This window comes from Halomonas sp. C22 (genome assembly GCF_007655045.1).
Classification (GTDB): Bacteria; Pseudomonadota; Gammaproteobacteria; order Pseudomonadales; family Halomonadaceae; genus Vreelandella; species Vreelandella hamiltonii.
Genome location: NZ_VBVC01000003.1, coordinates 41970 through 62213 on the forward strand (window position 1 = coordinate 41970; position 20244 = coordinate 62213).

General features: G+C 61.7%; 21 protein-coding genes. 15 read left to right on the top strand and 6 right to left on the bottom strand.

Annotation, left to right across the window (positions count from 1 at the left end):
* Positions 1-69: 69 nt before the first annotated feature.
* Positions 70-393, bottom strand: a complete 324-nt coding sequence (clpS, locus tag FEU76_RS06855) for an ATP-dependent Clp protease adapter ClpS (RefSeq protein WP_371317426.1) — start codon at positions 391-393, stop codon at positions 70-72.
* Positions 394-674: 281 nt separating this feature from the next.
* Positions 675-2909 carry an NADP-dependent isocitrate dehydrogenase gene (locus tag FEU76_RS06860; protein WP_144981607.1) on the bottom strand — a complete coding sequence of 745 codons (2235 nt, stop codon included), beginning with the start codon at positions 2907-2909 and terminating at the stop codon, positions 675-677.
* Positions 2910-3149: 240 nt separating this feature from the next.
* Between FEU76_RS06860 and FEU76_RS06865 the strand changes: the two genes are divergently transcribed.
* The 9 genes from FEU76_RS06865 (at position 3150) to FEU76_RS06905 (ending at position 11920) form a co-directional block, all read left to right on the top strand.
* The gene (locus tag FEU76_RS06865; protein WP_144981610.1) at positions 3150-3752 is read left to right on the top strand and encodes a pseudouridine synthase; all 603 of its coding nucleotides are present in this window, start codon (positions 3150-3152) and stop codon (positions 3750-3752) included.
* Positions 3749-4195, top strand: a complete 447-nt coding sequence (locus tag FEU76_RS06870) for an NUDIX domain-containing protein (RefSeq protein ID WP_144981613.1) — start codon at positions 3749-3751, stop codon at positions 4193-4195. Before FEU76_RS06865 ends, FEU76_RS06870 begins: the two co-directional genes overlap by 4 nt.
* Positions 4196-4268: 73 nt before the next feature.
* Entirely contained in the window at positions 4269-5426 is a 1158-nt protein-coding gene (gene mnmA / locus FEU76_RS06875; protein WP_144981616.1) for a tRNA 2-thiouridine(34) synthase MnmA, read from the top strand.
* Positions 5423-6061, top strand: a complete 639-nt coding sequence (gene hflD / locus FEU76_RS06880; protein ID WP_081195600.1) for a high frequency lysogenization protein HflD — start codon at positions 5423-5425, stop codon at positions 6059-6061. Before mnmA ends, hflD begins: the two co-directional genes overlap by 4 nt.
* Positions 6062-6168: 107 nt before the next feature.
* The gene (gene purB / locus FEU76_RS06885; protein WP_100731185.1) at positions 6169-7554 is read left to right on the top strand and encodes an adenylosuccinate lyase; all 1386 of its coding nucleotides are present in this window, start codon (positions 6169-6171) and stop codon (positions 7552-7554) included.
* Between the two features lie 48 nt (positions 7555-7602).
* Positions 7603-8781, top strand: a complete 1179-nt coding sequence (locus FEU76_RS06890; RefSeq protein WP_144981619.1) for a cupin domain-containing protein — start codon at positions 7603-7605, stop codon at positions 8779-8781.
* A 3-nt stretch (positions 8782-8784) separates the two neighbouring features.
* A complete protein-coding gene (locus tag FEU76_RS06895) occupies positions 8785-9210 on the top strand; it encodes a GNAT family N-acetyltransferase (RefSeq protein ID WP_144981621.1) in 426 nt (141 codons plus the stop codon).
* A gap of 384 nt (positions 9211-9594) precedes the next feature.
* The gene (locus FEU76_RS06900; RefSeq protein ID WP_016914500.1) at positions 9595-11193 is read left to right on the top strand and encodes an isocitrate lyase; all 1599 of its coding nucleotides are present in this window, start codon (positions 9595-9597) and stop codon (positions 11191-11193) included.
* Between the two features lie 259 nt (positions 11194-11452).
* Positions 11453-11920: a glycine zipper 2TM domain-containing protein gene (locus FEU76_RS06905; RefSeq protein WP_144981624.1), complete on the top strand. Its 468-nt coding sequence runs from the start codon at positions 11453-11455 to the stop codon at positions 11918-11920.
* A 174-nt stretch (positions 11921-12094) separates the two neighbouring features.
* On the opposite strand, the gene FEU76_RS06910 is transcribed toward FEU76_RS06905, so the two are convergent.
* Positions 12095-12376 carry a hypothetical protein gene (locus FEU76_RS06910; protein ID WP_039176271.1) on the bottom strand — a complete coding sequence of 94 codons (282 nt, stop codon included), beginning with the start codon at positions 12374-12376 and terminating at the stop codon, positions 12095-12097.
* Between the two features lie 178 nt (positions 12377-12554).
* Between FEU76_RS06910 and FEU76_RS06915 the strand changes: the two genes are divergently transcribed.
* Positions 12555-13037 carry an FKBP-type peptidyl-prolyl cis-trans isomerase gene (locus FEU76_RS06915; protein ID WP_081195595.1) on the top strand — a complete coding sequence of 161 codons (483 nt, stop codon included), beginning with the start codon at positions 12555-12557 and terminating at the stop codon, positions 13035-13037.
* 63 nt (positions 13038-13100) lie between these two features.
* On the opposite strand, the gene nikR is transcribed toward FEU76_RS06915, so the two are convergent.
* The gene (gene nikR, locus FEU76_RS06920) at positions 13101-13502 is read right to left on the bottom strand and encodes a nickel-responsive transcriptional regulator NikR (RefSeq protein ID WP_016914504.1); all 402 of its coding nucleotides are present in this window, start codon (positions 13500-13502) and stop codon (positions 13101-13103) included.
* Between the two features lie 106 nt (positions 13503-13608).
* Between nikR and FEU76_RS06925 the strand changes: the two genes are divergently transcribed.
* From FEU76_RS06925 to FEU76_RS06945, 5 genes are read left to right on the top strand one after another with little or no spacing between them, the layout of a single operon-like run.
* Positions 13609-15186 carry an ABC transporter substrate-binding protein gene (locus FEU76_RS06925; protein ID WP_144981627.1) on the top strand — a complete coding sequence of 526 codons (1578 nt, stop codon included), beginning with the start codon at positions 13609-13611 and terminating at the stop codon, positions 15184-15186.
* A complete protein-coding gene (locus tag FEU76_RS06930) occupies positions 15165-16160 on the top strand; it encodes an ABC transporter permease (RefSeq protein WP_096922587.1) in 996 nt (331 codons plus the stop codon). Before FEU76_RS06925 ends, FEU76_RS06930 begins: the two co-directional genes overlap by 22 nt.
* Positions 16157-16954: an ABC transporter permease gene (locus FEU76_RS06935; RefSeq protein WP_144981630.1), complete on the top strand. Its 798-nt coding sequence runs from the start codon at positions 16157-16159 to the stop codon at positions 16952-16954. Before FEU76_RS06930 ends, FEU76_RS06935 begins: the two co-directional genes overlap by 4 nt.
* 33 nt (positions 16955-16987) lie before the next feature.
* The gene (locus tag FEU76_RS06940; RefSeq protein WP_144981633.1) at positions 16988-17809 is read left to right on the top strand and encodes an ATP-binding cassette domain-containing protein; all 822 of its coding nucleotides are present in this window, start codon (positions 16988-16990) and stop codon (positions 17807-17809) included.
* On the top strand, positions 17802-18416 hold the full coding sequence (locus FEU76_RS06945; protein ID WP_144981636.1) for an ABC transporter ATP-binding protein: 615 nt from the start codon (positions 17802-17804) through the stop codon (positions 18414-18416). The genes FEU76_RS06940 and FEU76_RS06945 overlap by 8 nt, the downstream gene beginning before the upstream one ends.
* Here the strand turns inward: FEU76_RS06945 and FEU76_RS06950 are convergent.
* Together FEU76_RS06950 and FEU76_RS06955 are read right to left on the bottom strand one after the other, a co-directional pair.
* On the bottom strand, positions 18413-19603 hold the full coding sequence (locus FEU76_RS06950; RefSeq protein WP_039176294.1) for an MFS transporter: 1191 nt from the start codon (positions 19601-19603) through the stop codon (positions 18413-18415). The two genes, FEU76_RS06945 and FEU76_RS06950, sit on opposite strands and share 4 nt — an antisense overlap.
* Before the next feature lie 54 nt (positions 19604-19657).
* Positions 19658-20200: a C40 family peptidase gene (locus FEU76_RS06955; RefSeq protein ID WP_144981639.1), complete on the bottom strand. Its 543-nt coding sequence runs from the start codon at positions 20198-20200 to the stop codon at positions 19658-19660.
* Positions 20201-20244: the final 44 nt, after the last annotated feature.

Below are 20244 nucleotides of genomic sequence, written 5' to 3' on the forward strand. Positions count from 1 at the left end.
CGGGTACAAATGGCGTGGTTGCAAGCCCCAAGGCTACTTTTTTTCAACGCTGCATGCGGTGCAGCATGATCAATCCGCAGCCTCGATGTCGCTCATCAGCGGGTGCTCGCACTCACGGGCATACTCATTCACCTGATAACTCTTCGTTTCTGCAATGTCGCGGGTAAAGATGCCGCAGGTTGCCTTCCCCTGGGTATGCACCGCCAACATCACTTGTACGGCTTTTTCATTATCCATATTGAAAAAGCCCTGCAGTATTTCGACGACGAACTCCATCGGCGTGTAGTCGTCATTATGCAGCACCACCTTGTACAGAGGCGGCTGGGCCAGCGCAGGCTCGGCGGGCTGTACGGCCAGATCATCTTCATACTCGGGCATACCAGGACGCGTCATGCCTGCATGCAGAGTCGCTGTCACGTCCAGACGTTGTGTATTAGGCATAAGTCACATGCATCATCTTCTTGCTGCTGACAGTCAGGGCCTTGGATCAATTCAAAGACAAGGCTTTTACAGTCCAGGCTTCTACAGACTGTACACCCATGTATAAGACGCCTGCCATCAACAAGGGTTCATGAAAGGTAAAAAATTATCATACAGGAGAGAGTAAAAAACCCTCGCCCGCAAGGCGGGCGAGGGATCGATCAACCGTTGAGGCGCGACGGCTCAGCGCATGATCAGCCCTTGGCCACCATGGCCAGCGCGTCGTTGAAGGTCTTGCTCGGACGCATGGCTTGGCTGGCCAGCTCACCGTTGGGGTGGAAGTATCCCTGGATATCCACCGGCTGCCCCTGCACGCTGTTCAGCTCGTCGACGATGGCACTCTCGTTAGCTTGCAGCGTCTCGGCCAGACGGCCAAACAGGGATTTCAGTTCGGCGTCCTGGTCCTGAGCGGCCAGCGCTTCTGCCCAGTACATCGCCAGGTAGAAGTGGCTGCCACGGTTATCCAGCTCACCCACTTTACGCGATGGCGACTTGTTGCTGTCGAGGAACTTGCCGTTGGCCTCGTCCAGCGCCTTGGCCAGCAGAGACGCACGGGTGTTGCCGAAGGTGCTGCCCAGGTGCTCAAGCGACGCCGCCAGGGCCAGGAACTCACCCAGCGAATCCCAACGCAGGTGGTTCTCTTCCAGGAACTGCTGAACGTGCTTAGGTGCAGAACCGCCAGCGCCGGTTTCAAACAGGCCACCACCGTTCATCAGCGGTACGATGGAGAGCATCTTGGCGCTGGTGCCCAGTTCCATGATCGGGAACAGGTCGGTGAGGTAATCGCGCAGCACGTTACCAGTGACCGAGATGGTGTCTTCGCCTTTACGGATACGCTCCAAAGAAACCTTCATCGCATCGACCGGCGCGAGAATTCGGATATCCAGGCCAGCGGTGTCGTGATCTTTCAGGTACGTCTCGACCTTCTTGATCAGTTGCGCGTCGTGGGCACGGTTAGCGTCGAGCCAGAACAGTGCCGGGGCACCGCTGTCGCGGGCACGGGTAACGGCCAGCTTCACCCAGTCTTGAATCGGCGCGTCTTTGGTCTGGCACATGCGCCAGATATCGCCTGCTTCTACCGTATGGCTAAACACAGTTTGGCCTGAATCGTCGGTGACTACGACAGTCCCATCGGCAGGTATTTGGAAGGTTTTATCGTGAGAGCCGTACTCTTCGGCTTTCTGGGCCATCAGACCCACGTTGGGCACGCTGCCCATGGTGGTGGGGTCGAAGGCGCCGTGCTGCTTGCAATCCTCGATCACCGCCTGGTAGATGGTGGCGTAGCAGCGGTCCGGGATCACTGCCTTGGCATCCTGCAGCTCGTCGTTGGCGTTCCACATCTTGCCGGAATCGCGGATCATCGCTGGCATGGAAGCATCGATGATGACATCGCTGGGCACGTGCAGGTTGGTGATGCCTTTATGGGAGTTGACCATGGCCATGGCGGGACGCTGCTGGTAGAGCGCATCCACATCGGCCTTGATGGCATCCTGCTGGTCGCTGGGCAGCTTCTCGATGGCGCTGTACAGGTCACCGATGCCGCTGTTCGGGTTGAAGCCTGCGCTCTTCAGCGCTTCGGCATGCTTCTCCAGCACGTCCTTGTAGAACTCTTCGACCACGATGCCGAACATGATCGGGTCGGACACCTTCATCATGGTGGCCTTCAGGTGCAGCGAGAACAGCACACCGCTCTGCTGGGCATCGCTGATCTGGCTGGCGATGAAGCTGCGCAGACGACGGCTGCTCATGCTGGCAGCGTCGATGACTTCGCCTGCTTTTACCGCCAGGCCCTCTTTCAGCACGACGGTGCCGCCATCTTTCTGCTGCAGTTCGATCTTCAGCGTACCTGCTTTTTCCATGACCGCCGACTGTTCGCTGCCGTAGAAATCGCCTTCGCTCATGTGAGCGACGTGGGATTTCGAGTCGGCGCTCCAGGCGCCCATGCGATGCGGGTACTTGCGGGCGTAGTTCTTGACCGACTTCGGCGCACGGCGGTCAGAGTTGCCTTCGCGCAGAACCGGGTTGACGGCACTGCCCTTGGCCTTGTCGTAACGCGCCTTGATGGAGGCTTCTTCGTCGTTCTTGGGCTCTTCAGGATACTCGGGCAGCGGGTAGCCCTGGCTCTGCAGCTCTTTGATGGTCGCTTTCAGCTGCGGGCCAGAGGCACTGATGTTGGGCAGCTTGATGATGTTGGCTTCCGGCGTAGTGGCCAGTTGGCCCAGCTCTGCCAGGTCATCGCTGACCCGCTGTTCGTCGCTCAACACGTCCGGGAACTGCGCCAGGACACGCGCCGCCAGAGAGATATCACGGGTTTCTACTTCGACACCGGCCGAGTCGGTGAAGGCATCAATAATCGGTAACAAGGAGTAGGTAGCGAGCGCAGGAGCTTCATCGGTGAGCGTATAAATGATCTTCGGCGTTTTAGACATTTTGCGTTAACCTCTTCTTTTCAGTCGCTGTGATTATAAAAAACCCTGAGCTACGCGGCTCATACAACGAATAGCCTTGCCGCGAAGCGGGTGGAGCATCCTGTATGCGCTGCCCCTTATGGTCACTCGGTGGTAAAACGACGCCGGTACATCTCAAACGGCTGCGCCGGAGTATACCAGCGCTGCACGGTAATCGCATGAGCGATTGTCGACAAATCAACTGACCCGCTATTCGAGCCCATGAGCACGCTATATTTACTGCACAAGCCCTACCGAATGCTTTCCCAGTTTACTGACCGGGAGGGCCGCGCCACCCTGGCCGACGTGATCAGCGTGCCCGGGGTCTACGCCGCAGGTCGGCTGGATTACGACTCCGAAGGCCTGCTGCTGCTCAGCGATGATGGAGCCTTGATTCACCGCATTGCCCATCCTCGCCACAAGCAGCCCAAGACCTACTGGGTACAGCTGGAAGGCCAGCTCACCGACGATGCCCTTCACGGGTTGCGCTCCGGGCTGATGCTCAAGGATGGCCCAACGCTGCCCGCCAAGGCGCGGCGCATAGCGCCCCCCGACCTGCCAGGGCGAACCCCCGCCGTCGACCCCAAACGGCACCCGGTGACCAGCTGGCTGGAGCTGACCATCAGTGAAGGCCGCAACCGCCAGGTACGCCGCATGACGGCGGAGGTAGGCTTCCCTACCCTGCGCCTGATACGCGCGGCCATTGGGCCCTGGCGGCTGGAGGGGCTGGCGCCCGGCGAATGGCACAAGGAGACCCTCCACGCGCCGCGTCAGGCACCGGCGAAAACGGCGCGCCCCCGCCCGACTCGGAGAAAGCCGCGATGAACCGCCCGATCATTCGCAGCACGGTGGCCTGCGTGGTTCGTGAGGGGGAGCGCTTCCTGATGGTCGAAGAGGACAAGGGTGGCCCGCTGACGCTGTTCAACCAGCCCGCGGGCCATATCGAACTGGGTGAAGGCCCTATGGCCGCCATGCTGCGCGAAGCTCGGGAAGAGACCGCCTGGCACGTTTCACTCACCGGCTACCTGGGCCTCTACGTGCTGCATACCGAACAGGGCGAGACCTTTCACAGCCACGGCTTCGTGGCCGCTCCACTCCACTCGCTCGGCACACCGCTGGATAACGACATCCTGGCCACTCACTGGCTGACCCGCGCCGAGATTGCCGCACTGGCCAGCGAGCGTCGGCTACGCAGCCCGCTGGTGCTCCAGCGTATCGACGATGCCCTGGCAGGTCGTCACTACCCGCTGGACGTGATCCGCGAGTGAAGCACTCGAAGCATCCGGCTCCCATCGTGTATAATCGCCGCCCACTTGCATACCACTTCAACTGAGGATGCCCATGACATCCACCCATGGCACCGCTACCCAGGCCACCCCCGACACCGCCGCTCACGCCACTGGCAAGGTCATCGTGGGCATGTCAGGAGGCGTCGATTCATCCGTCTCGGCTCTGCTGCTGCTTCAGCAGGGGTACGAGGTCGAAGGCCTGTTCATGAAGAACTGGGATGAAGACGACGGCACCGAATACTGCACTGCCAAGGAAGACCTGGCCGACGCAGAAGCGGTCTGTGCCAAGCTGGGCATCAAACTGCACACGGCCAACTTCGCCGCCGAATATTGGGACAACGTATTCGAGCATTTCCTGGCCGAATACAAGGCGGGGCGCACTCCCAACCCGGATATCCTGTGTAACCGAGAAATCAAGTTCAAGGTGTTCCTGGAGTACGCCGAAATGCTCGGCGCCGACAAGATCGCGACCGGCCACTACGTGCGCCAGGGCGAGCGCGCAGGTCGACCACGGCTGCTCAAGGGGCTGGATGCCAACAAGGATCAGAGCTATTTCCTGCACGCCGTACCTGAAGCGGCCATTGCACGTACGCTGTTCCCCGTCGGCGAGCTGGAGAAACCCGCCGTGCGCGCCTTGGCCGAACAACACGACCTGGTGACGGCCAGGAAAAAGGACTCCACCGGTATCTGCTTCATCGGTGAGCGTCGCTTTCGTGATTTCCTGCAGCAGTACCTGCCCGCTCAGCCAGGCACCATCGAAACACCGGAAGGCGATGTGATTGGCCAGCACATGGGGTTGATGTACTACACCCTCGGCCAGCGCCAGGGCCTCGGAATTGGCGGGCTAGCCAACTACCCTGAAGACCCCTGGTACGTGGCAGGCAAGGACCTGACGCGCAACGTGCTGATCGCCGTGCAAGGCAAGCAGCACGCCCTGCTGTATACCAATGCGCTGGCCACCGAAGCGATGGACTGGGTAGCGGGCGAGCCACCTGCCCAGCAGGGCCGGTTTACCGCCAAGACGCGCTACCGCCAGAGCGACTGCCCCTGCGAGATCCGCGCCCAGGCCGACGGCAGCGTCGAAGTCATCTTCGATGACCCGCAGTGGGCCGTGACGCCCGGCCAATCGCTGGTGCTTTACGACAACGACATCTGTCTGGGCGGCGGCGTAATTCGCGCCACCTGGAACACCACGGAGGCCGCGGCATGAGCGCCACCCCCATTTATCGTGCTCCCGACTCTCCGGCAGCGCGCCAGGCCCTGGCTCTGGCCGGGGTCTTTCAGGCCGCCAGCCTGGTGGACGAACTGGCCCGCACCGGGCAGGTAGACACCCGCGCCTGGGACACGCTGATCCATGCCACGGTGGATACCAACCCTGAAAGCTTCGAAGCCATTTACGGCGGACACCCCAACAACCTGCGCCGGGGGCTCGACACACTGGAAGCCCTGGTAGGCCGCAAGCAGGCCAATCCGGTGGTGCTGCGCTACGGCTTTTCGCTGCTGCTATTGATGAACAAGTTGCGTAACGACACGGCCATGATGGACCTGCTGGGCCAGAAACTCACCCACGTGCAGGGGCAGGCAGAGCACTTCGGCACGACCCACGAAAACGTGATTGCAAGCCTGGGGGAAACCTATCAGGAAACCCTCTCCACGCTAAAGACCCGCATCGTGGTACAGGGTGACCCCTCGCTCTTGCAGACCCGCATGATGCCCGAACGCGTACGCGCCTGTCTCATGGCCGGTATCCGCTTTGCGCTGCTGTGGCACCAGCAGGGTGGACGGCGCTGGAAACTGGTGTTTCAGCGCAAGGCCTTGCGCCGCGCTCTGGATGAGCTGGGCTAGACAAACGCTGCCTCGCCAGCCTGACGCCCCAACCACTGATGTTCGACCACCGACTCTCGATCACCGACTCTCGATCACTGACTCTCGACCAACCTGGAAACCAAGCCATGCAACTCTCAGCCTTGACCGCACTTTCCCCTGTTGACGGCCGCTACGGTGCCAAAGCCGCAGCGCTGCGTGAACACTTCAGCGAATTCGGTTTGATCCGTGCCCGTGTGATCGTGGAAGTGCGCTGGCTGCAACGCCTTGCAGAGCACAGCCAGATCGTCGAAGTACCGCCGCTTTCGGCAGCCGCCACGGCCTTCCTGGAGCAGTTGATTCGTGAGTTTTCAGTGGCCGATGCCGAACGCATCAAGGAGATCGAGCGCACCACCAATCACGACGTCAAGGCGGTCGAATACTTCCTCAAGGAGAAGATTGCCGATCAGGCCGAGCTGCATGCGGTCACCGAATTCATCCACTTTGCCTGCACCTCCGAGGACATCAACAACCTCTCCTACGGGGTCATGCTGGCCGATGGCCTGAAAGCCATGCTGCCTACCCTGCATGAAGTGGCCGATGAAATCGGTAAGCTGGCCATCGCCCACGCTGGCCAGCCCATGCTGTCGCGCACCCATGGTCAGACGGCGAGCCCCACCACCCTGGGCAAGGAAATGGCCAACGTGGCCTACCGCCTCAAGCGCCAGCTCAAGCAGATCGAAAGCGTCGAGATTCTGGGCAAGATCAACGGCGCCGTGGGCAACTACAACGCTCACCTGACCACCTACCCGGATATCGACTGGGAAGCCAATGCGCGCACGTTCGTGGAAGGGCTGGGACTGAGCTTCAACCCTTACACCACACAGATCGAACCCCACGACTACATTGCCGAGCTGTTCGACTCCCTGTGCCGCTACAACACCATCCTGATCGATTTCGATCGTGACGTGTGGGGCTACATTTCGTTGGGCTACTTCAAGCAACGCACCGTCGAGGGCGAAATCGGCTCCTCCACCATGCCGCACAAGGTCAACCCCATCGACTTCGAAAACTCCGAAGGAAACCTTGGCTTGGCCAATGCCATCCTCAGCCACCTGGCCCAGAAGCTGCCGATTTCCCGCTGGCAGCGCGACCTGACCGACTCCACGGTGCTGCGCAACCTCGGCGTCGGCCTGGCTTACGGCTTGATTGGCTACCACGCCAGCCTGAAAGGCATCAGCAAGCTGGAAGCCAACCCGGCCAGACTCGCCGAAGACCTGGACAACAGCTGGGAAGTGCTGGCCGAACCCATTCAGACCGTCATGCGTCGTTACGGCATCGAGAAGCCCTACGAGAAGCTCAAGGAGCTGACCCGCGGCAAGCAGATCGACCAGGCAGGCTTTGCAGCCTTCATCGACACCCTGGCACTGCCCGACGATGTGAAACAAGAGCTGAAATCTCTTTCGCCAGCCAGCTATATTGGTAATGCGAAGGCGCAGGCCGAAGCCCTTCCGCAACGGCTTGCGTCCCTATAAACGCACGCCGTTTCGATCCGTGCCGCTCACTCACTTCAGGATAACGCCATGAGTCATCACGATAAGCCACTCACCCTGCTGGGTGATTTAACACCCGCCGACTTCCTGGCCCACTACTGGCAGCAGAAGCCCCTGCTGATTCGTGGCGCTATCCCGGACTTCGTCAGCCCCATCGACCCCGATGAGCTGGCAGGCCTGGCCTGCGAGCCGGGCGTGGAAGCGCGGCTGGTGGAAGAGAACGGCCCTGACGGCCCCTGGCAGGTATCCCACGGCCCCTTCGATGACGCTACCTTCGAGCGCCTCCCCGAAGGCCACTGGAGCCTGCTGGTGCAAGCCGTCGACCACTACGTGCCCTCCATTGCTGCGCTGATGGACGAGTTCGACTTCCTGCCCCGCTGGCGCATGGACGATATCATGGTGAGCTACGCGCCCCCCGGTGGCAGCGTCGGCCCGCACATCGACCAGTACGATGTGTTCCTGCTGCAGGCCCGCGGTCATCGCCGCTGGCAGCTGGGCGGCAAGCAGCCGGACAACGCGCCGATCGTGCAGGGCATCGACCTGCGTATTCTGGAAACCTTCGAGATAGAACCCGGCTCCGACTGGACCTTGGCACCGGGCGACATGCTCTACCTGCCGCCGGGCTGGGCGCATCACGGTGTCAGCCAGACCGACGACTGCATGACCATTTCAGTGGGTTTTCGCGCTCCCTCGGCCGACGAAGCCATCACCTCCTACGCCGACTACGTGGGCGAGCAGATGTCGGAATCCCAGCGTTACAGCGATGCGGGCATGGCACCGGCCCAACATCAGAGCGAGCTGGACGACGCCGCCATCGAGCGTATGCGTCAGTTCATCCTCTCGACGCTGGACAAACCCGAGCAGATAGCCCAGTGGTTTGGCCGCGTCATGACTCAGCCCAAGTACGTCGACCAGCTGATGCCGCTGGACGAGCCGCTGGACGAAGCCACCCTTGTTGCTCAGCTACAACAGGGCGAACCGCTGTTCCATATGCCGGGCTCGCGCTTTGCCTGGCGCAGCGATGCCGCCGGCACCACGCTGTTCGTGGATGGCGACGGGTACTTCTGCTCGGAAGCGCTGGCCAAGCGGGTCGCCGACCCGGAACCCATGTACGACGAGGTGCTGGAACTGGACGGTGCGGCAGCGCTGCTCACGCAGCTGATCAATAGCGGCAGCCTGGGTTTCATGAGTGAAGACGACGAGGAGTAAGGCGTGAACGCAGCCACCACCGTGCAACAAGGCAACTGGCATGAGTTGGGCAACGCGGCGTCGTTGATTCGCCGCGTGGTCTTCATCGATGAGCAGCAGGTTTCTCAGGAAGAGGAGTGGGATGGCCGGGATAGCGAATGCCTGCACTTCCTCGCCACGCTGAATGACGAGCCGGTGGGTACCGCACGCCTGCTGCCCGACGGCCATATTGGTCGCGTAGCGGTGTTGAGCAGCGCACGGGGCGCGGGCATTGGCTATCAACTCATGGAGGCTGCCATCACCGCTGCCCGCGAGGCAGGCCATCGCCACGCGGCCCTCAGCGCCCAGCTACACGCCCTCGCCTTCTATGAGCGTTTAGGCTTCGTAGCCCATGGCGAGGTCTTCATGGATGCCGGCATCCCCCACCGCGAGATGACCCTGGTGCTGTAACCCGTCACCAGACCATCGAATACGCGTTACAGCGCCGCTAAGACAGCGGCGCTTTTTTTGTTTGCGCTCAACAGGCGAAAAACGACTACACAAACAGGGCGTTCGGCGTAGTCGATGTCGTCGGACTACAACGCCTTCTGCCCCGAAGTGACAATTGTTGAATGCAGCTGCCTGACCGATAGTTATTGCACTGCAGCGACATTGGTTCTCAGCTCTTACGCCATGTCGCTGTATGACGCCAAGCGCCGAGGCACGACGTTTTACTGAGAGACGATTGGCCTAGAGACAGCGCCGCAAAATTGCACAATGCTGAACGCTATCTCGCAGGTGCAGCATAACAACAAGCTAGCCTGCGAACGACGATAACCCTGGAGGAATCAGCTCATGTCAGGACTGCTCGACGATATCAAAGCCATGGCCCAACTGCGCGAAGCCCAAGGCGGCAAGTGGTCAGCGATCAAACCTGAATACGCCGCTCGGATGCGTGCCCAGAACCGTTTCCATACTGGCCTGGACATTGCTCGTTACACCGCCAAGATCATGCGTGACGACATGGCCGCCTACGATGCCGACACCTCCCAGTACACCCAATCGCTGGGTTGCTGGCACGGCTTCATCGGCCAGCAGAAGCTGATTTCCATCAAGAAGCATTTTGGCACCACCAAGCGCCGCTACCTGTACCTTTCAGGCTGGATGGTGGCAGCCCTGCGCTCCGAGTTTGGCCCGCTGCCTGACCAGTCCATGCATGAGAAAACCTCGGTGGCCAACCTGATCGAGGAACTCTACACCTTCCTCAAGCAGGCCGATGCCTGGGAACTCAACCACCTGTTCCGTGCGCTGGACGACGCCAAGGAAGCAGGCGACAGCGCCAAAGAAAAAGAGCTGATCAGCAAGATCGACAACTACGAAACCCATATCGTGCCGATCATTGCCGACATCGATGCCGGATTTGGTAACGCCGAAGCCACGTACCTGCTGGCCAAAAAATTCATCCAGGCGGGTGCCTGCTGTATCCAGCTCGAAAACCAGGTATCCGACGAGAAGCAGTGTGGTCACCAGGATGGCAAGGTCACCGTGCCCCATGAAGACTTCCTGGCCAAGATCAACGCCGTACGTTACGCCTTTCTGGAGCTGGGCGTCGAAGATGGCGTCATCGTGGCCCGTACCGACTCGCTGGGCGCTGGCTTGACCCAGAAGATCGCCGTCACCAATGAGCCAGGCGACCTGGGCGACCAGTACAACAGCTTCCTGGATGGCGATGTCATCGAGAACGCCTCGGACATCAACAACGGCGACGTAGTCATCAAGCAGAACGGCAAGCTGGTCAAGCCCAAGCGTTTGGCTTCTGGCCTCTACCAGTTCAAGCCAGGCACCGGCGAAGACCGCGTGATCCTGGACTGTATCACCAGCCTGCAAAACGGTGCCGACCTGCTGTGGATCGAAACCGAGAAGCCCCATGTGGGCCAGATCGCCAGCATGGTGAACCGCATCCGCGAGGTCGTGCCGGACGCCAAGCTGGTGTACAACAACTCACCCTCCTTCAACTGGACGCTGAACTTCCGCCAGCAGGTCTTCGATGCCTGGGAGAAAGAGGGCAAGGACGTATCGGCCTACCAGCGCGACAAGCTGATGAGCGTCGAATACGACAACACCGAGTTGGGGCAACTGGCCGATGAGTGGACGCGCAACTTCCAGCGTGACGGGGCGCGCGAAGCGGGTATCTTCCACCACCTGATCACCCTGCCCACCTACCACACGGCGGCGCTGTCTACCGACAACCTGGCCAAGGGCTACTTCGGTGACGAAGGCATGCTGGCCTACGTGGCAGGCGTCCAGCGTCAGGAAATTCGCCAGGGTATCGCCACGGTCAAGCACCAGGATATGGCGGGCTCCAACATCGGCGACGATCACAAGGAGTTCTTCCATGGTGAGGCCGCACTGAAAGCTGGCGGCAAGGACAACACCATGAACCAGTTTGGCTAAGCACCTAGCCACTGCAGCGCACCAAGGGGAGCCACGGCTCCCCTTGGTGTTTTTTGCAGCGTACTTCATGGTCTGTCGATTTTTTGCACACTGCTTTCTTAATGCCTGTCTACACTCTACTTTGTGACCTTTTTTCCAAACGGCTGGTCAAAAGCGTACGCTTTGGGTATCTTTTAGCGAACGCCGTTCTATAATGAGACGCACGCATTGATCTGCGGACGTTCACAGCCAGATGGGCTGATTCTTACTGGAGGTTTGAATGAAACGTTTACTACCCGTTGCAGCGCTGAGCATCCTGGCACTGGCTGGCTGCGCCAACACATCCACCTACTCGGGCGATGTGTACCGCGGCAACCAGGCGCAGACGGGCCAGAGCGTCAGCTATGGCACCATCGTGGCCGTTCGTCCGGTACAGATTCAGGCCGATAGCCGCACCGGCAACCTGCTGGGCGGTGGTGGTGGCGCCGTGATTGGCGGCATTCTGGGCAACCAGGTGGGCGGTGGCACAGGTCGCCAACTGGCCACCGTGGCAGGCGCGCTGGGCGGTGCCGTAGCAGGCACGGCGGCAGAAGACCGCGTCAACCGCGTCAATGCACTGGAAATGGAAGTGCGTCGTGACGACGGTACCGATGTGGTCGTCGTTCAACGTGCCGACCGTCAGTTCCAGGCTGGCCAGCGTGTGCGCCTGATTGGCAGCGGCGCCAATCTGAGCGTTGCCCCCTACTGATCGCCCCTCGCACCCGCGCGGGTCATGGCTGACCAGCGCCTGCAAAAGTGCGGTCTCGAAAAAAAAGCCCGTCCACCAGAGTGGACGGGCTTTTTCATGTCTGCTTCAAGCCATTTCAGGCCATTCGTGAACAACGGGTGGCGAGGTACAGCACATGCCACCCATTGGGCAGGGTTAGTGAGTCACCTTGTTGCTGGCCCAGTTGGCCAGCTTGAACACGATGAATCCGATCAACGCCAGCAGCAGAGCCACCAGCAGAATATCGACCGGACGCACCAGTGTGGTGGCCCCCAGGATCGCAATGGCCGCTACCCACAAGTGGCGATTCTCGCCATGGGTCTTCAAGACACCGGGCAACAGCTTGTCCAGCCCTTGGCTAAAGCCATTGTCCCAACGCTTGTTGGCAAAGTAGGCAATCAGCACGAAGGCTACCACCCAAATCAGGAAAACAGTCATATCAAGCTCCGATCACACTTCGTTAGCTTATGGAAAAAGGGTAAAGGTAGGGTATCGCTGGTCACTGCCGGGCGCAATAGTGCCAAAGGCGTGGGGGTTAAAAACCCGGCTTACCCCCTGACAAGCCAGCCCACACGCGTTACCATGTTGGGACATGCACTCACCGAAAGGTTATTCAATGCAAATTGCGCAAAACTCGGTTGTCGCGTTTCACTACACTCTGACCAACGATGCAGGTGAAGTGCTGGACAGTTCCGAAGGCCGTGAGCCGCTTACCTACCTCCACGGTGCCGGTAACATCATCCCGGGCCTGGAAAAAGAGCTGGAAGGCCGCGCCGCAGGCGACAAACTGAACGTCAAGGTAGCCCCTGCCGAGGGTTACGGTGAAGTTCAGGAGCAGCTGATGCAGGAAGTTCCTCGCGATGCCTTCCAGGGCGTCGAGAGCATCGAGCCGGGCATGCAGTTCCAGGCCCAGACCCAGGGCGGCCCGCTGATGGTCACCGTCACGAAAGTGGAAGGTGACACCGTCGTCGTGGATGGCAACCATCCGCTGGCAGGTCAGCACCTGAACTTCGACGTTGAGATTGCTACCGTTCGTGAAGCAAGCGAAGAAGAAGTTCAGCACGGACACGTGCACGGCGAAGGCGGCGTTCACCACTGAGCGTAAGCCATCGTCATCCAGGCGGCCTGCAGGCCGCCTTTTTTGTGGCCGTTTCCCTGCCCCTTATTCGCCAGGAATCAGTACCAGCTGCCCATGGCGTACGCTGCGTGACGAGGTCACTTCGTCGGCAAACTGCTTCAGGGCACTCCCCTGCCCTTTGAGCAGCGCCACTTCCAGGCAGCTGTCATGATTGATATGCACATGCAGCGTCGACAGCGTGAGGTCGTGGTGGTCGTGGGAGTGCCGGGTCAGCCGTTTGGAAAGCTCCCGTGCCGCATGGTCGTAGACATACACCAAAGCCCCCATGCACGGGGCATCCGGCGCGACCTCTTCCTTGGCCTGAGTCAGCCCGCTGCGGGTCAGGTCTCGAATGGCCTCGGAACGGTTCTGATAGCCACGTTGCTGCATCAAGGCATCCACCTCGCGCAGCAGCTCTTCATCCAGCGTCACGGTAATACGTTGCATACGTTCTCCTTTGCTCACCCGAGCGTAGAATGGACCTGTTGACTACCCGCCGCACGAGTATGATGTTATTGTAAAAACATCATACTTATTCATCACAGGGTGCTCCATGCGTCGTTCGATACTACTGACCATTGCCAGCACATGTCTGGCGCTCGGCGCTCCCGCGCTGGCCAAAGAGCAGTTGGTGCTTGCCATCGGCGGCGAGCCAGACCAGGGCTTCGACCCGCTGCTGGGCTGGGGGCAATACGGTAGCCCGCTGTTTCAGTCCACGCTGCTCACCCGTGGCCAGGATTTTACCCCTCAAGCGGGGTTGGCCACCGAATGGTCCCTGTCGGACGACCAGTTGACCTGGACACTGCATCTGCGCGAGGACGTTCGGTTTGCCGATGACACGCCGCTCACCGCTCGGGATGTGGCATATACCTTCAATGCCGCCGCCACGGCGGGAGGCCGAGCCGACCTCAGCGCGCTGGCACATGCCGACGCCGTGAATGACCACACCGTCACGCTTACCCTGAAATCCCCTCGCATCACCTTCATCGACCAGCTGATGACCCTGGGCATTGTACCTGATGCCGAGCGGGAAAATGGCCATCATGCGGGTTACGGCCGCCAGCCGCTGGGCTCTGGCCCCTACCGCATGGTGGAGTGGCAGGAAGGTGAGCAGCTGATCGTCGAGCGTAACCCCTATTTTTACGGCCCTGCTCCGGCCTTCGAGCGCCTGGTATTTCTGTTTACCGATGAGGCAGGCACGCTAAGCGCTGCTCAGGCAGGTCAGCTCGACCTGGCCGTCATTCCCCAGGCGCTGGCCAGCACCATGCCGGGCCAGATGCAGCGGGTCCTGATGGAGAGCGTCGATAATCGCGGGATTCTGTTTCCCATGCAGCCCGACAGCGGGGAGCGCGCGGCCAACGGTGCCCCGATTGGCAACGATGTCACGTCCGATCCGGCCATTCGCCAGGCCATCAACCTGGCGCTATCCCGCGACACGCTGGTGGACGTGGCCCTGAACGGGTTTGGCCGCCCGGCGTATGGCCCTGCCGATGGCCTGCCCTGGGGGCACCCCGATGAAACCATCGATTTCGACCTGGAGCAGGCCAATGCGCTGCTGGAGGAAGCAGGCTGGCTGCGCGCAGACGATGGCCTGCGCTACAAGCAAGGGCAGCCTGCTCGCTTCCGGCTCACCTACCCGGCCAGTGATACGACTCGCCAGCAGCTCGCGCAAATCAGCGCGGAGATGGTACGCCCGCTGGGCATCGAGATGCAGCCCACCGGCCGCCATTGGGATGAAATTCAGCGGGAAGCCCTGCACCAGGATGCCATCGTATTTGGCTTTGGCAGCCATAGCCCGCAAGAGATCTACTATCTCTTCCACAGCGAACACGCCGGGTTTGGCTTCTACAACAGCGGCTTTTACACCAATGAGCGCGTCGACCAGCACTTGGAGGCCGCCCAGGCCGCCGCCAGCGCCGAAGAAGCCAACCCACACTGGCAAGCAGCCCAATGGGATGGCAGCACCGGCTATGGCCTGCAGGGCGACGCCAGCTGGGCCTGGATGGTCAACCTGACCCATGTCTATGCCACTGACCCGTGTCTGGACGTTGGCGAGCTGGGCGTGGCCCCCCATGGACACGGCTGGCCGATTACCGCCAACCTGCTCGAGTGGCGCTGGACGTGCCACTAGCCCGCTGGCTGCTATTGAGAAGCCTGCGGCTGGGGCTGGTCATGCTGTGCGTGGCCGGTCTCGCCTTCGGCCTGATGATGCTCTCGCCCATCGACCCCATCGACGCCTACCTGGGCCCGCAGATGGCCCAGGTAAGCCCCGAGCAGCGCGCCCTGATCGCCGCACAATGGGGCTTCGATGAACCGGCAGCCGTGCAGTTCGGCCAGTGGCTGCGTCAACTGGCCAGCGGCGAGCTGGGCTGGAGCCATGTGTACCAACAGCCGGTAGGTGACGTCATCAGCCTGCGCTTTCAGCGCTCGTTCTGGCTGCTGTTCAGTGCCTGGCTGCTGTCACTGGTGCTGGGCGTGGCATTGGGTATCGTGGCAGGCAGCCGGGAAGGCTCGCTGCTCGACCGCTTGATCAGCGGTTACGCCTTCGTGACCGCCTCGACGCCCACTTTCTGGCTGGCCATTCTGGCACTGCTGCTGTTTTCGGTGACCCTGGGCTGGACCCCCACCTGCTGCGCAGGCCCCACGGGGGTGGTCAGCCGCGACGTCACGTTCGCCACTCGTCTGCACCATCTGGTGCTGCCGGTGACGACCCTGGCGCTATTGAGCATGGCCACCATCACCCTGCACACCCGCGCCAGAATGGTGGCCTTCATGCGCTCGGACACGGCGCTACACGCCTTTGCCCAGGGCGCTAGCCGCACCGATATCGCCTGGCGGCACGGGCTGCGCCACGCCAGCCTCCCGGCCATCACCCTGGCCTTTGCCTCGCTGGGCGAGCTGTTTGGCGGCTCCATTCTCGTGGAGCAGGTCTTCGCCTACCCGGGGCTGGGCCAGGCCACCGTGGCGGCGGGGCTGCGCAGCGATGTTCCCCTGCTGCTGGCCATCGCCCTGTTCACCGCGCTGTTCGTGAGTATCGGCAACCTGACCGCCGATGCCCTGGCACGGGTGACCGACCCGCGCATCCGTCTGGCACACAGCCCATGAACACACAGCCACGCCTGGCCGCCGCCGTTTACCTGGTGCTCTTCAGTGCCCTGCTGATGCTGCTGTTGAGCAGCCGTTTGTGGCTGGGTGACAGCCCCCAGCAGATGCAGTTCGAGGCACGTTTACAGTCACCCAGCCTGCTCCACTGGTTCGGTACCGATGCCTTGGGCCGGGAGCTATGGGCGCGTACCCTGGCGGGGCTGGCGCTGAGTTTTTGGGTCGGTTTGAGCGCGGCCCTGCTGGGCACGGCCATCGCCCTGCTGCTGGCCAGCCTGGCCGCGCTATCGAACACCCTGGATGCACTGGTGTCGCTGCTGATCGATACGCTGCTCAGCGTGCCCCACCTCATTTTACTGCTGCTCATCGCCTTTGCGCTGGGCGGGGGCACCCAGGCCGTGATCATCGCCGTGGCCATTACCCACTGGCCTGGCCTGGCGCGGGTGTTTCGCGCCGAGCTGTTCAGCCTGCGCGAGGCCGAGTACGTGGCGCTCTCGAAAGGCTTTGGCAAAGGGCCGGGGTACATCGTCGCCCAGCACTTCGTGCCCCACCTTTGGCCCCACTGCGTAGTGGGTGCGTTACTGCTGTTTCCCCACGCCATTCTGCACGAAGCGGCGCTGACCTTTCTCGGCGTCGGCCTGGACCCCAACCAGCCCGCCATCGGCGTGCTGCTGGCCGACGCCATGCGCTATCTCAGCGGCGGCTATTGGTGGCTGGGCGTGTTTCCGGGGCTAGGACTGCTGCTGATGGTGCTGGCCATTCAACGGCTGGCCACACAGCTGCGCCAGGCCCTGTAAGGCCAGCGTTTTCAACCATCAAGGGAGCCAAACATGCTGGAGATCACCGACTGGAGCCTGAGCCTGCCCCACTACCCCCGCTGGTGGAAGCGCGAGTGGTCACCCGTGATCGAATCGCTTTCGCTGGACATTCAGGCGGGGGAAGTACACGCCCTGGTCGGCGCGTCCGGATCCGGCAAAAGCCTGCTGGCCCACGCCCTGCTGGGCCTGCTGCCGCCCGCAGCACGGCAGCACGGCACTCTGACCTTCCAGGGCGACCTCTTGACGCCCGAGCGCCAGCGCCAGCTGCGTGGCCGTGAACTGACGCTGATTCCACAGACCCTGAACGCCCTGGACCCATTGGCCCGCAGCCAGCACCAGATACGCTGGGCTGCTCGCCGCGCAGGCCTTTCCCGCGTCAGCGCTCAAGCACGCAGCCACGACCTGCTGCAGCACTACCAGCTTGCCCATGCGGCGCGGCGCTACCCCCATGAGCTTTCCGGCGGCATGGCCAGGCGGGTGCTGGTGGCCATGGCCCAGGCCGGCCATGCCCGCGTGGTGATTGCCGACGAACCCAGCGTCGGGCTGGACCCGGCCCAGCGAGACCGCGTGCTGGCTACCCTGCAGGCACTGGCCAAAGAGGGCAAAGCTGTCCTGCTGATCACCCATGACCTGCGCCATGCCTTGCCCATTGCCCACCGGGTGACCATCATGCGCCAGGGACGCGCCGTGGAAACGACCTCGGCCCGGGCCTTTCATGGCCAAGGGGAGCAGCTGCACAGCGCCTATGCCAAAGCACTTTGGCAAGCGCTGCCCGACAACGCCTTCGGCACCTTACCCATCCAGCCTCATGTTCAGGAGCCCAGCCTTGCTTGAAGCCCACCAGCTCACCTTCGGGTTTGGCCGCGAGCCACCGCTGTTCCAGGCGCTGTCGATGGCGCTGGCACGGGGCGAGTGGGTCGGTTTGAGCGGTGCTTCCGGGGCAGGCAAGTCGACGCTGGGCAGAGTACTGGCGGGCCACTGGGCACCACGTCACGGCTTTTTGCACATCGATGGAAAGCCCTTGCCCTCACGAGGCCTGCGCCCCGTGCAGTGGCTGCCTCAATCGCCGGAACGGGCGGTCAATCCGCGCTGGCGGGTGGCACGATTATTGGAAGAGGCCTGGACACCGCCACAGACGCTGAGGGAAGCGTTCGGTATTCGGCCCGCGTGGCTGAAGCGTTTTCCGGGGGAGCTGTCCGGGGGCGAGCTGCAGCGGGTGTGTGTGCTACGCGCCCTGGCCCCGGGTGTGCGCTATCTGATCGCCGATGAGATTTCGACGATGCTGGATCCACTGACCCAACTCAGCCTGTGGCAAGCCGTGAAGGCCCACGCCGAACGCCAGGGGCTGGGCGTGCTGGTCATCAGCCACGACACGGCGCTATTGAACCGGCTTTGTACCCGGCACCTGCACCTGGCCGACGGACAGCTAAGGAGCGACTAAGCGCTGGCCAGACGACGCTCGACGCGCCGCATCCCCAGCGCAATCATCAGGGTCACGGCCAGCAGTAGCCAGGACCCTACGGCCACCCCCTGCCACTGCGCCCAACGCCAGAACGGCTCCAGCCAGAAGCCCCCGATACTCGCCCCAAGGTAGTAAAACACCAGATACAGCGCCGATGCACTGCCCCTGGCGCCCTGGGCGTAGCGCCCCACCCAGCTGGAAGCCAGCGAGTGGGCCAGAAAGAAGCCAAACGCATTGATGGTCAATCCCACCAGAATCCCCACCAGCGACTCCGCCAGAGTAATGGCCGTCCCCAGCATCAGGATGACGATGCCCATGCCAATACAGCTGGCGGGAGAGAAACGCCCGGCCAGTTTACCGGAGACCGTCGAGCCTAGAGTACCGCCCAGGTAAGTGAGGAAGATCAGCCCCAACCCGCTGGCCGCCAAATGATAAGGCGCCTCTGCCAAGCGAAAAGTGATGTAGCTGTACTGATTGATGAAAATGAGAAAATTGATGCCGCCCAGACAGTAAGCTGCCAGCAATACGGGCGTACGCAGGTGGCCTGCCAGATCACTCAGCGCCTGGCGTAGTTCGAACCGCTTGGGCTGGAAGGCCCGGCTGTTGGGCAGCAGCCGCCAGAACAGCACGCAGCCGATGATCGTCATGGCGCCCACGGCCAGAAACGCAGCGCCTGGGCCACCCACTGCCGACGCTCCCCCGCCAACGATGCGGCCGCTGATGCCCCCCAGCGAATTGGCCCCGATATAGAGCCCCACGGCGCTCAGCAGGGCGGGCTTGTCGAACTCATCGCCCATCCAAGCAATGGCCACGGCGGGCAGTCCACCCAGCACGAAGCCCTGCAGCAAGCGCAGCAGCAGCAGACTTTCAAAGGTGGGCGCGAAAGCCAGCGCCAGGGACAGGCCACCCGCCAACAGCAGCGTGAAACGCATGATCGCTTCACGGCCAATGGCATCGGAAAGCGGCCCAAAGACCAGCAGGGCCAGTGCCAACGACAAGGTGGAAGCCGACATCAGCAGGCTGATGCCCAGGGTAGAAACGCCGTATGCCTCTTTCAACTCGGGCAGCAAGGGCTGCGGGGCATACAGGTTGATGAATACCAGAAAAGAGCCGAGGCAGAGTGCTGCCGTCGCGCGCCACCAGGCGCGCGTTTTCGCTTCAATCATGCCATGTCCATGGTCAATTGGCGCGATGGCCCCCGATACACAAGGGGCCCAAGGCTACGGAAGATAGGATTGTTCGAACCGACCATTCAGCTGAGCAAGATTGGTCGGTTCCAGCGTTCGGCGTGACTGCCAGTAGTAGCGCTGCCAATAGCTGTTATCCAGGCTCGAGATGATCACCCCTTGCGAGGTGGAAGCATGCAGGAAGTGGCCGTCACCGACGTAGATCCCGACATGATTGTAGCGTCCTGGGGGGCGGAAGAAGACCAGATCGCCCGCCTGCAGCTCTTGGCGGTCGATCGAGCGTCCCTCATGCACCTGATCTTGGGTGGAGCGCGGAAGCTCCATATTGAACGTATCGCGGAAAACATGTCTGACCAGTGCAGAGCAGTCGATACCCCTTTCGGTGGTTCCCCCGACTCGGTAGGGAGTGCCTGCCCAACGCTGGTGCTGTTCGAGGAGGGCTTGGCGAATCACCGTAGGTGGTGGGGTCTGCATGCTGCGCAATTGCGCCATGATCGGATCGGCTGGCGACATCTGCGGCGTGGCGCCACCCATGCCTGGCAGCACCATCGAGAAGTAATCCTCGGGGGGCTCCATGTTCTGGCGTGTGCCGGAGCCTGCACAACCAGCCAACAACGCTA

What these genes read in the sequence shown, in the direction of transcription:
- FEU76_RS06900 (WP_016914500.1), top strand. Translation starts at nt 9,595, where the DNA reads ATGTCAGGACTGCTCGACGATATCAAAGCCATGGCCCAACTGCGCGAA.
- FEU76_RS06955 (WP_144981639.1), bottom strand. Translation starts at nt 20,200, where the DNA reads ATGGAGCCCCCCGAGGATTACTTCTCGATGGTGCTGCCAGGCATGGGT.
- clpS (WP_371317426.1), bottom strand. Translation starts at nt 393, where the DNA reads ATGACGCGTCCTGGTATGCCCGAGTATGAAGATGATCTGGCCGTACAG.
- mnmA (WP_144981616.1), top strand. Translation starts at nt 4,269, where the DNA reads ATGACATCCACCCATGGCACCGCTACCCAGGCCACCCCCGACACCGCC.
- FEU76_RS06940 (WP_144981633.1), top strand. Translation starts at nt 16,988, where the DNA reads ATGCTGGAGATCACCGACTGGAGCCTGAGCCTGCCCCACTACCCCCGC.
- hflD (WP_081195600.1), top strand. Translation starts at nt 5,423, where the DNA reads ATGAGCGCCACCCCCATTTATCGTGCTCCCGACTCTCCGGCAGCGCGC.
- FEU76_RS06915 (WP_081195595.1), top strand. Translation starts at nt 12,555, where the DNA reads ATGCAAATTGCGCAAAACTCGGTTGTCGCGTTTCACTACACTCTGACC.
- FEU76_RS06860 (WP_144981607.1), bottom strand. Translation starts at nt 2,909, where the DNA reads ATGTCTAAAACGCCGAAGATCATTTATACGCTCACCGATGAAGCTCCT.
- nikR (WP_016914504.1), bottom strand. Translation starts at nt 13,502, where the DNA reads ATGCAACGTATTACCGTGACGCTGGATGAAGAGCTGCTGCGCGAGGTG.
- FEU76_RS06905 (WP_144981624.1), top strand. Translation starts at nt 11,453, where the DNA reads ATGAAACGTTTACTACCCGTTGCAGCGCTGAGCATCCTGGCACTGGCT.
- FEU76_RS06950 (WP_039176294.1), bottom strand. Translation starts at nt 19,603, where the DNA reads ATGATTGAAGCGAAAACGCGCGCCTGGTGGCGCGCGACGGCAGCACTC.
- FEU76_RS06890 (WP_144981619.1), top strand. Translation starts at nt 7,603, where the DNA reads ATGAGTCATCACGATAAGCCACTCACCCTGCTGGGTGATTTAACACCC.
- purB (WP_100731185.1), top strand. Translation starts at nt 6,169, where the DNA reads ATGCAACTCTCAGCCTTGACCGCACTTTCCCCTGTTGACGGCCGCTAC.
- FEU76_RS06865 (WP_144981610.1), top strand. Translation starts at nt 3,150, where the DNA reads ATGAGCACGCTATATTTACTGCACAAGCCCTACCGAATGCTTTCCCAG.
- FEU76_RS06925 (WP_144981627.1), top strand. Translation starts at nt 13,609, where the DNA reads ATGCGTCGTTCGATACTACTGACCATTGCCAGCACATGTCTGGCGCTC.
- FEU76_RS06870 (WP_144981613.1), top strand. Translation starts at nt 3,749, where the DNA reads ATGAACCGCCCGATCATTCGCAGCACGGTGGCCTGCGTGGTTCGTGAG.
- FEU76_RS06910 (WP_039176271.1), bottom strand. Translation starts at nt 12,376, where the DNA reads ATGACTGTTTTCCTGATTTGGGTGGTAGCCTTCGTGCTGATTGCCTAC.
- FEU76_RS06935 (WP_144981630.1), top strand. Translation starts at nt 16,157, where the DNA reads ATGAACACACAGCCACGCCTGGCCGCCGCCGTTTACCTGGTGCTCTTC.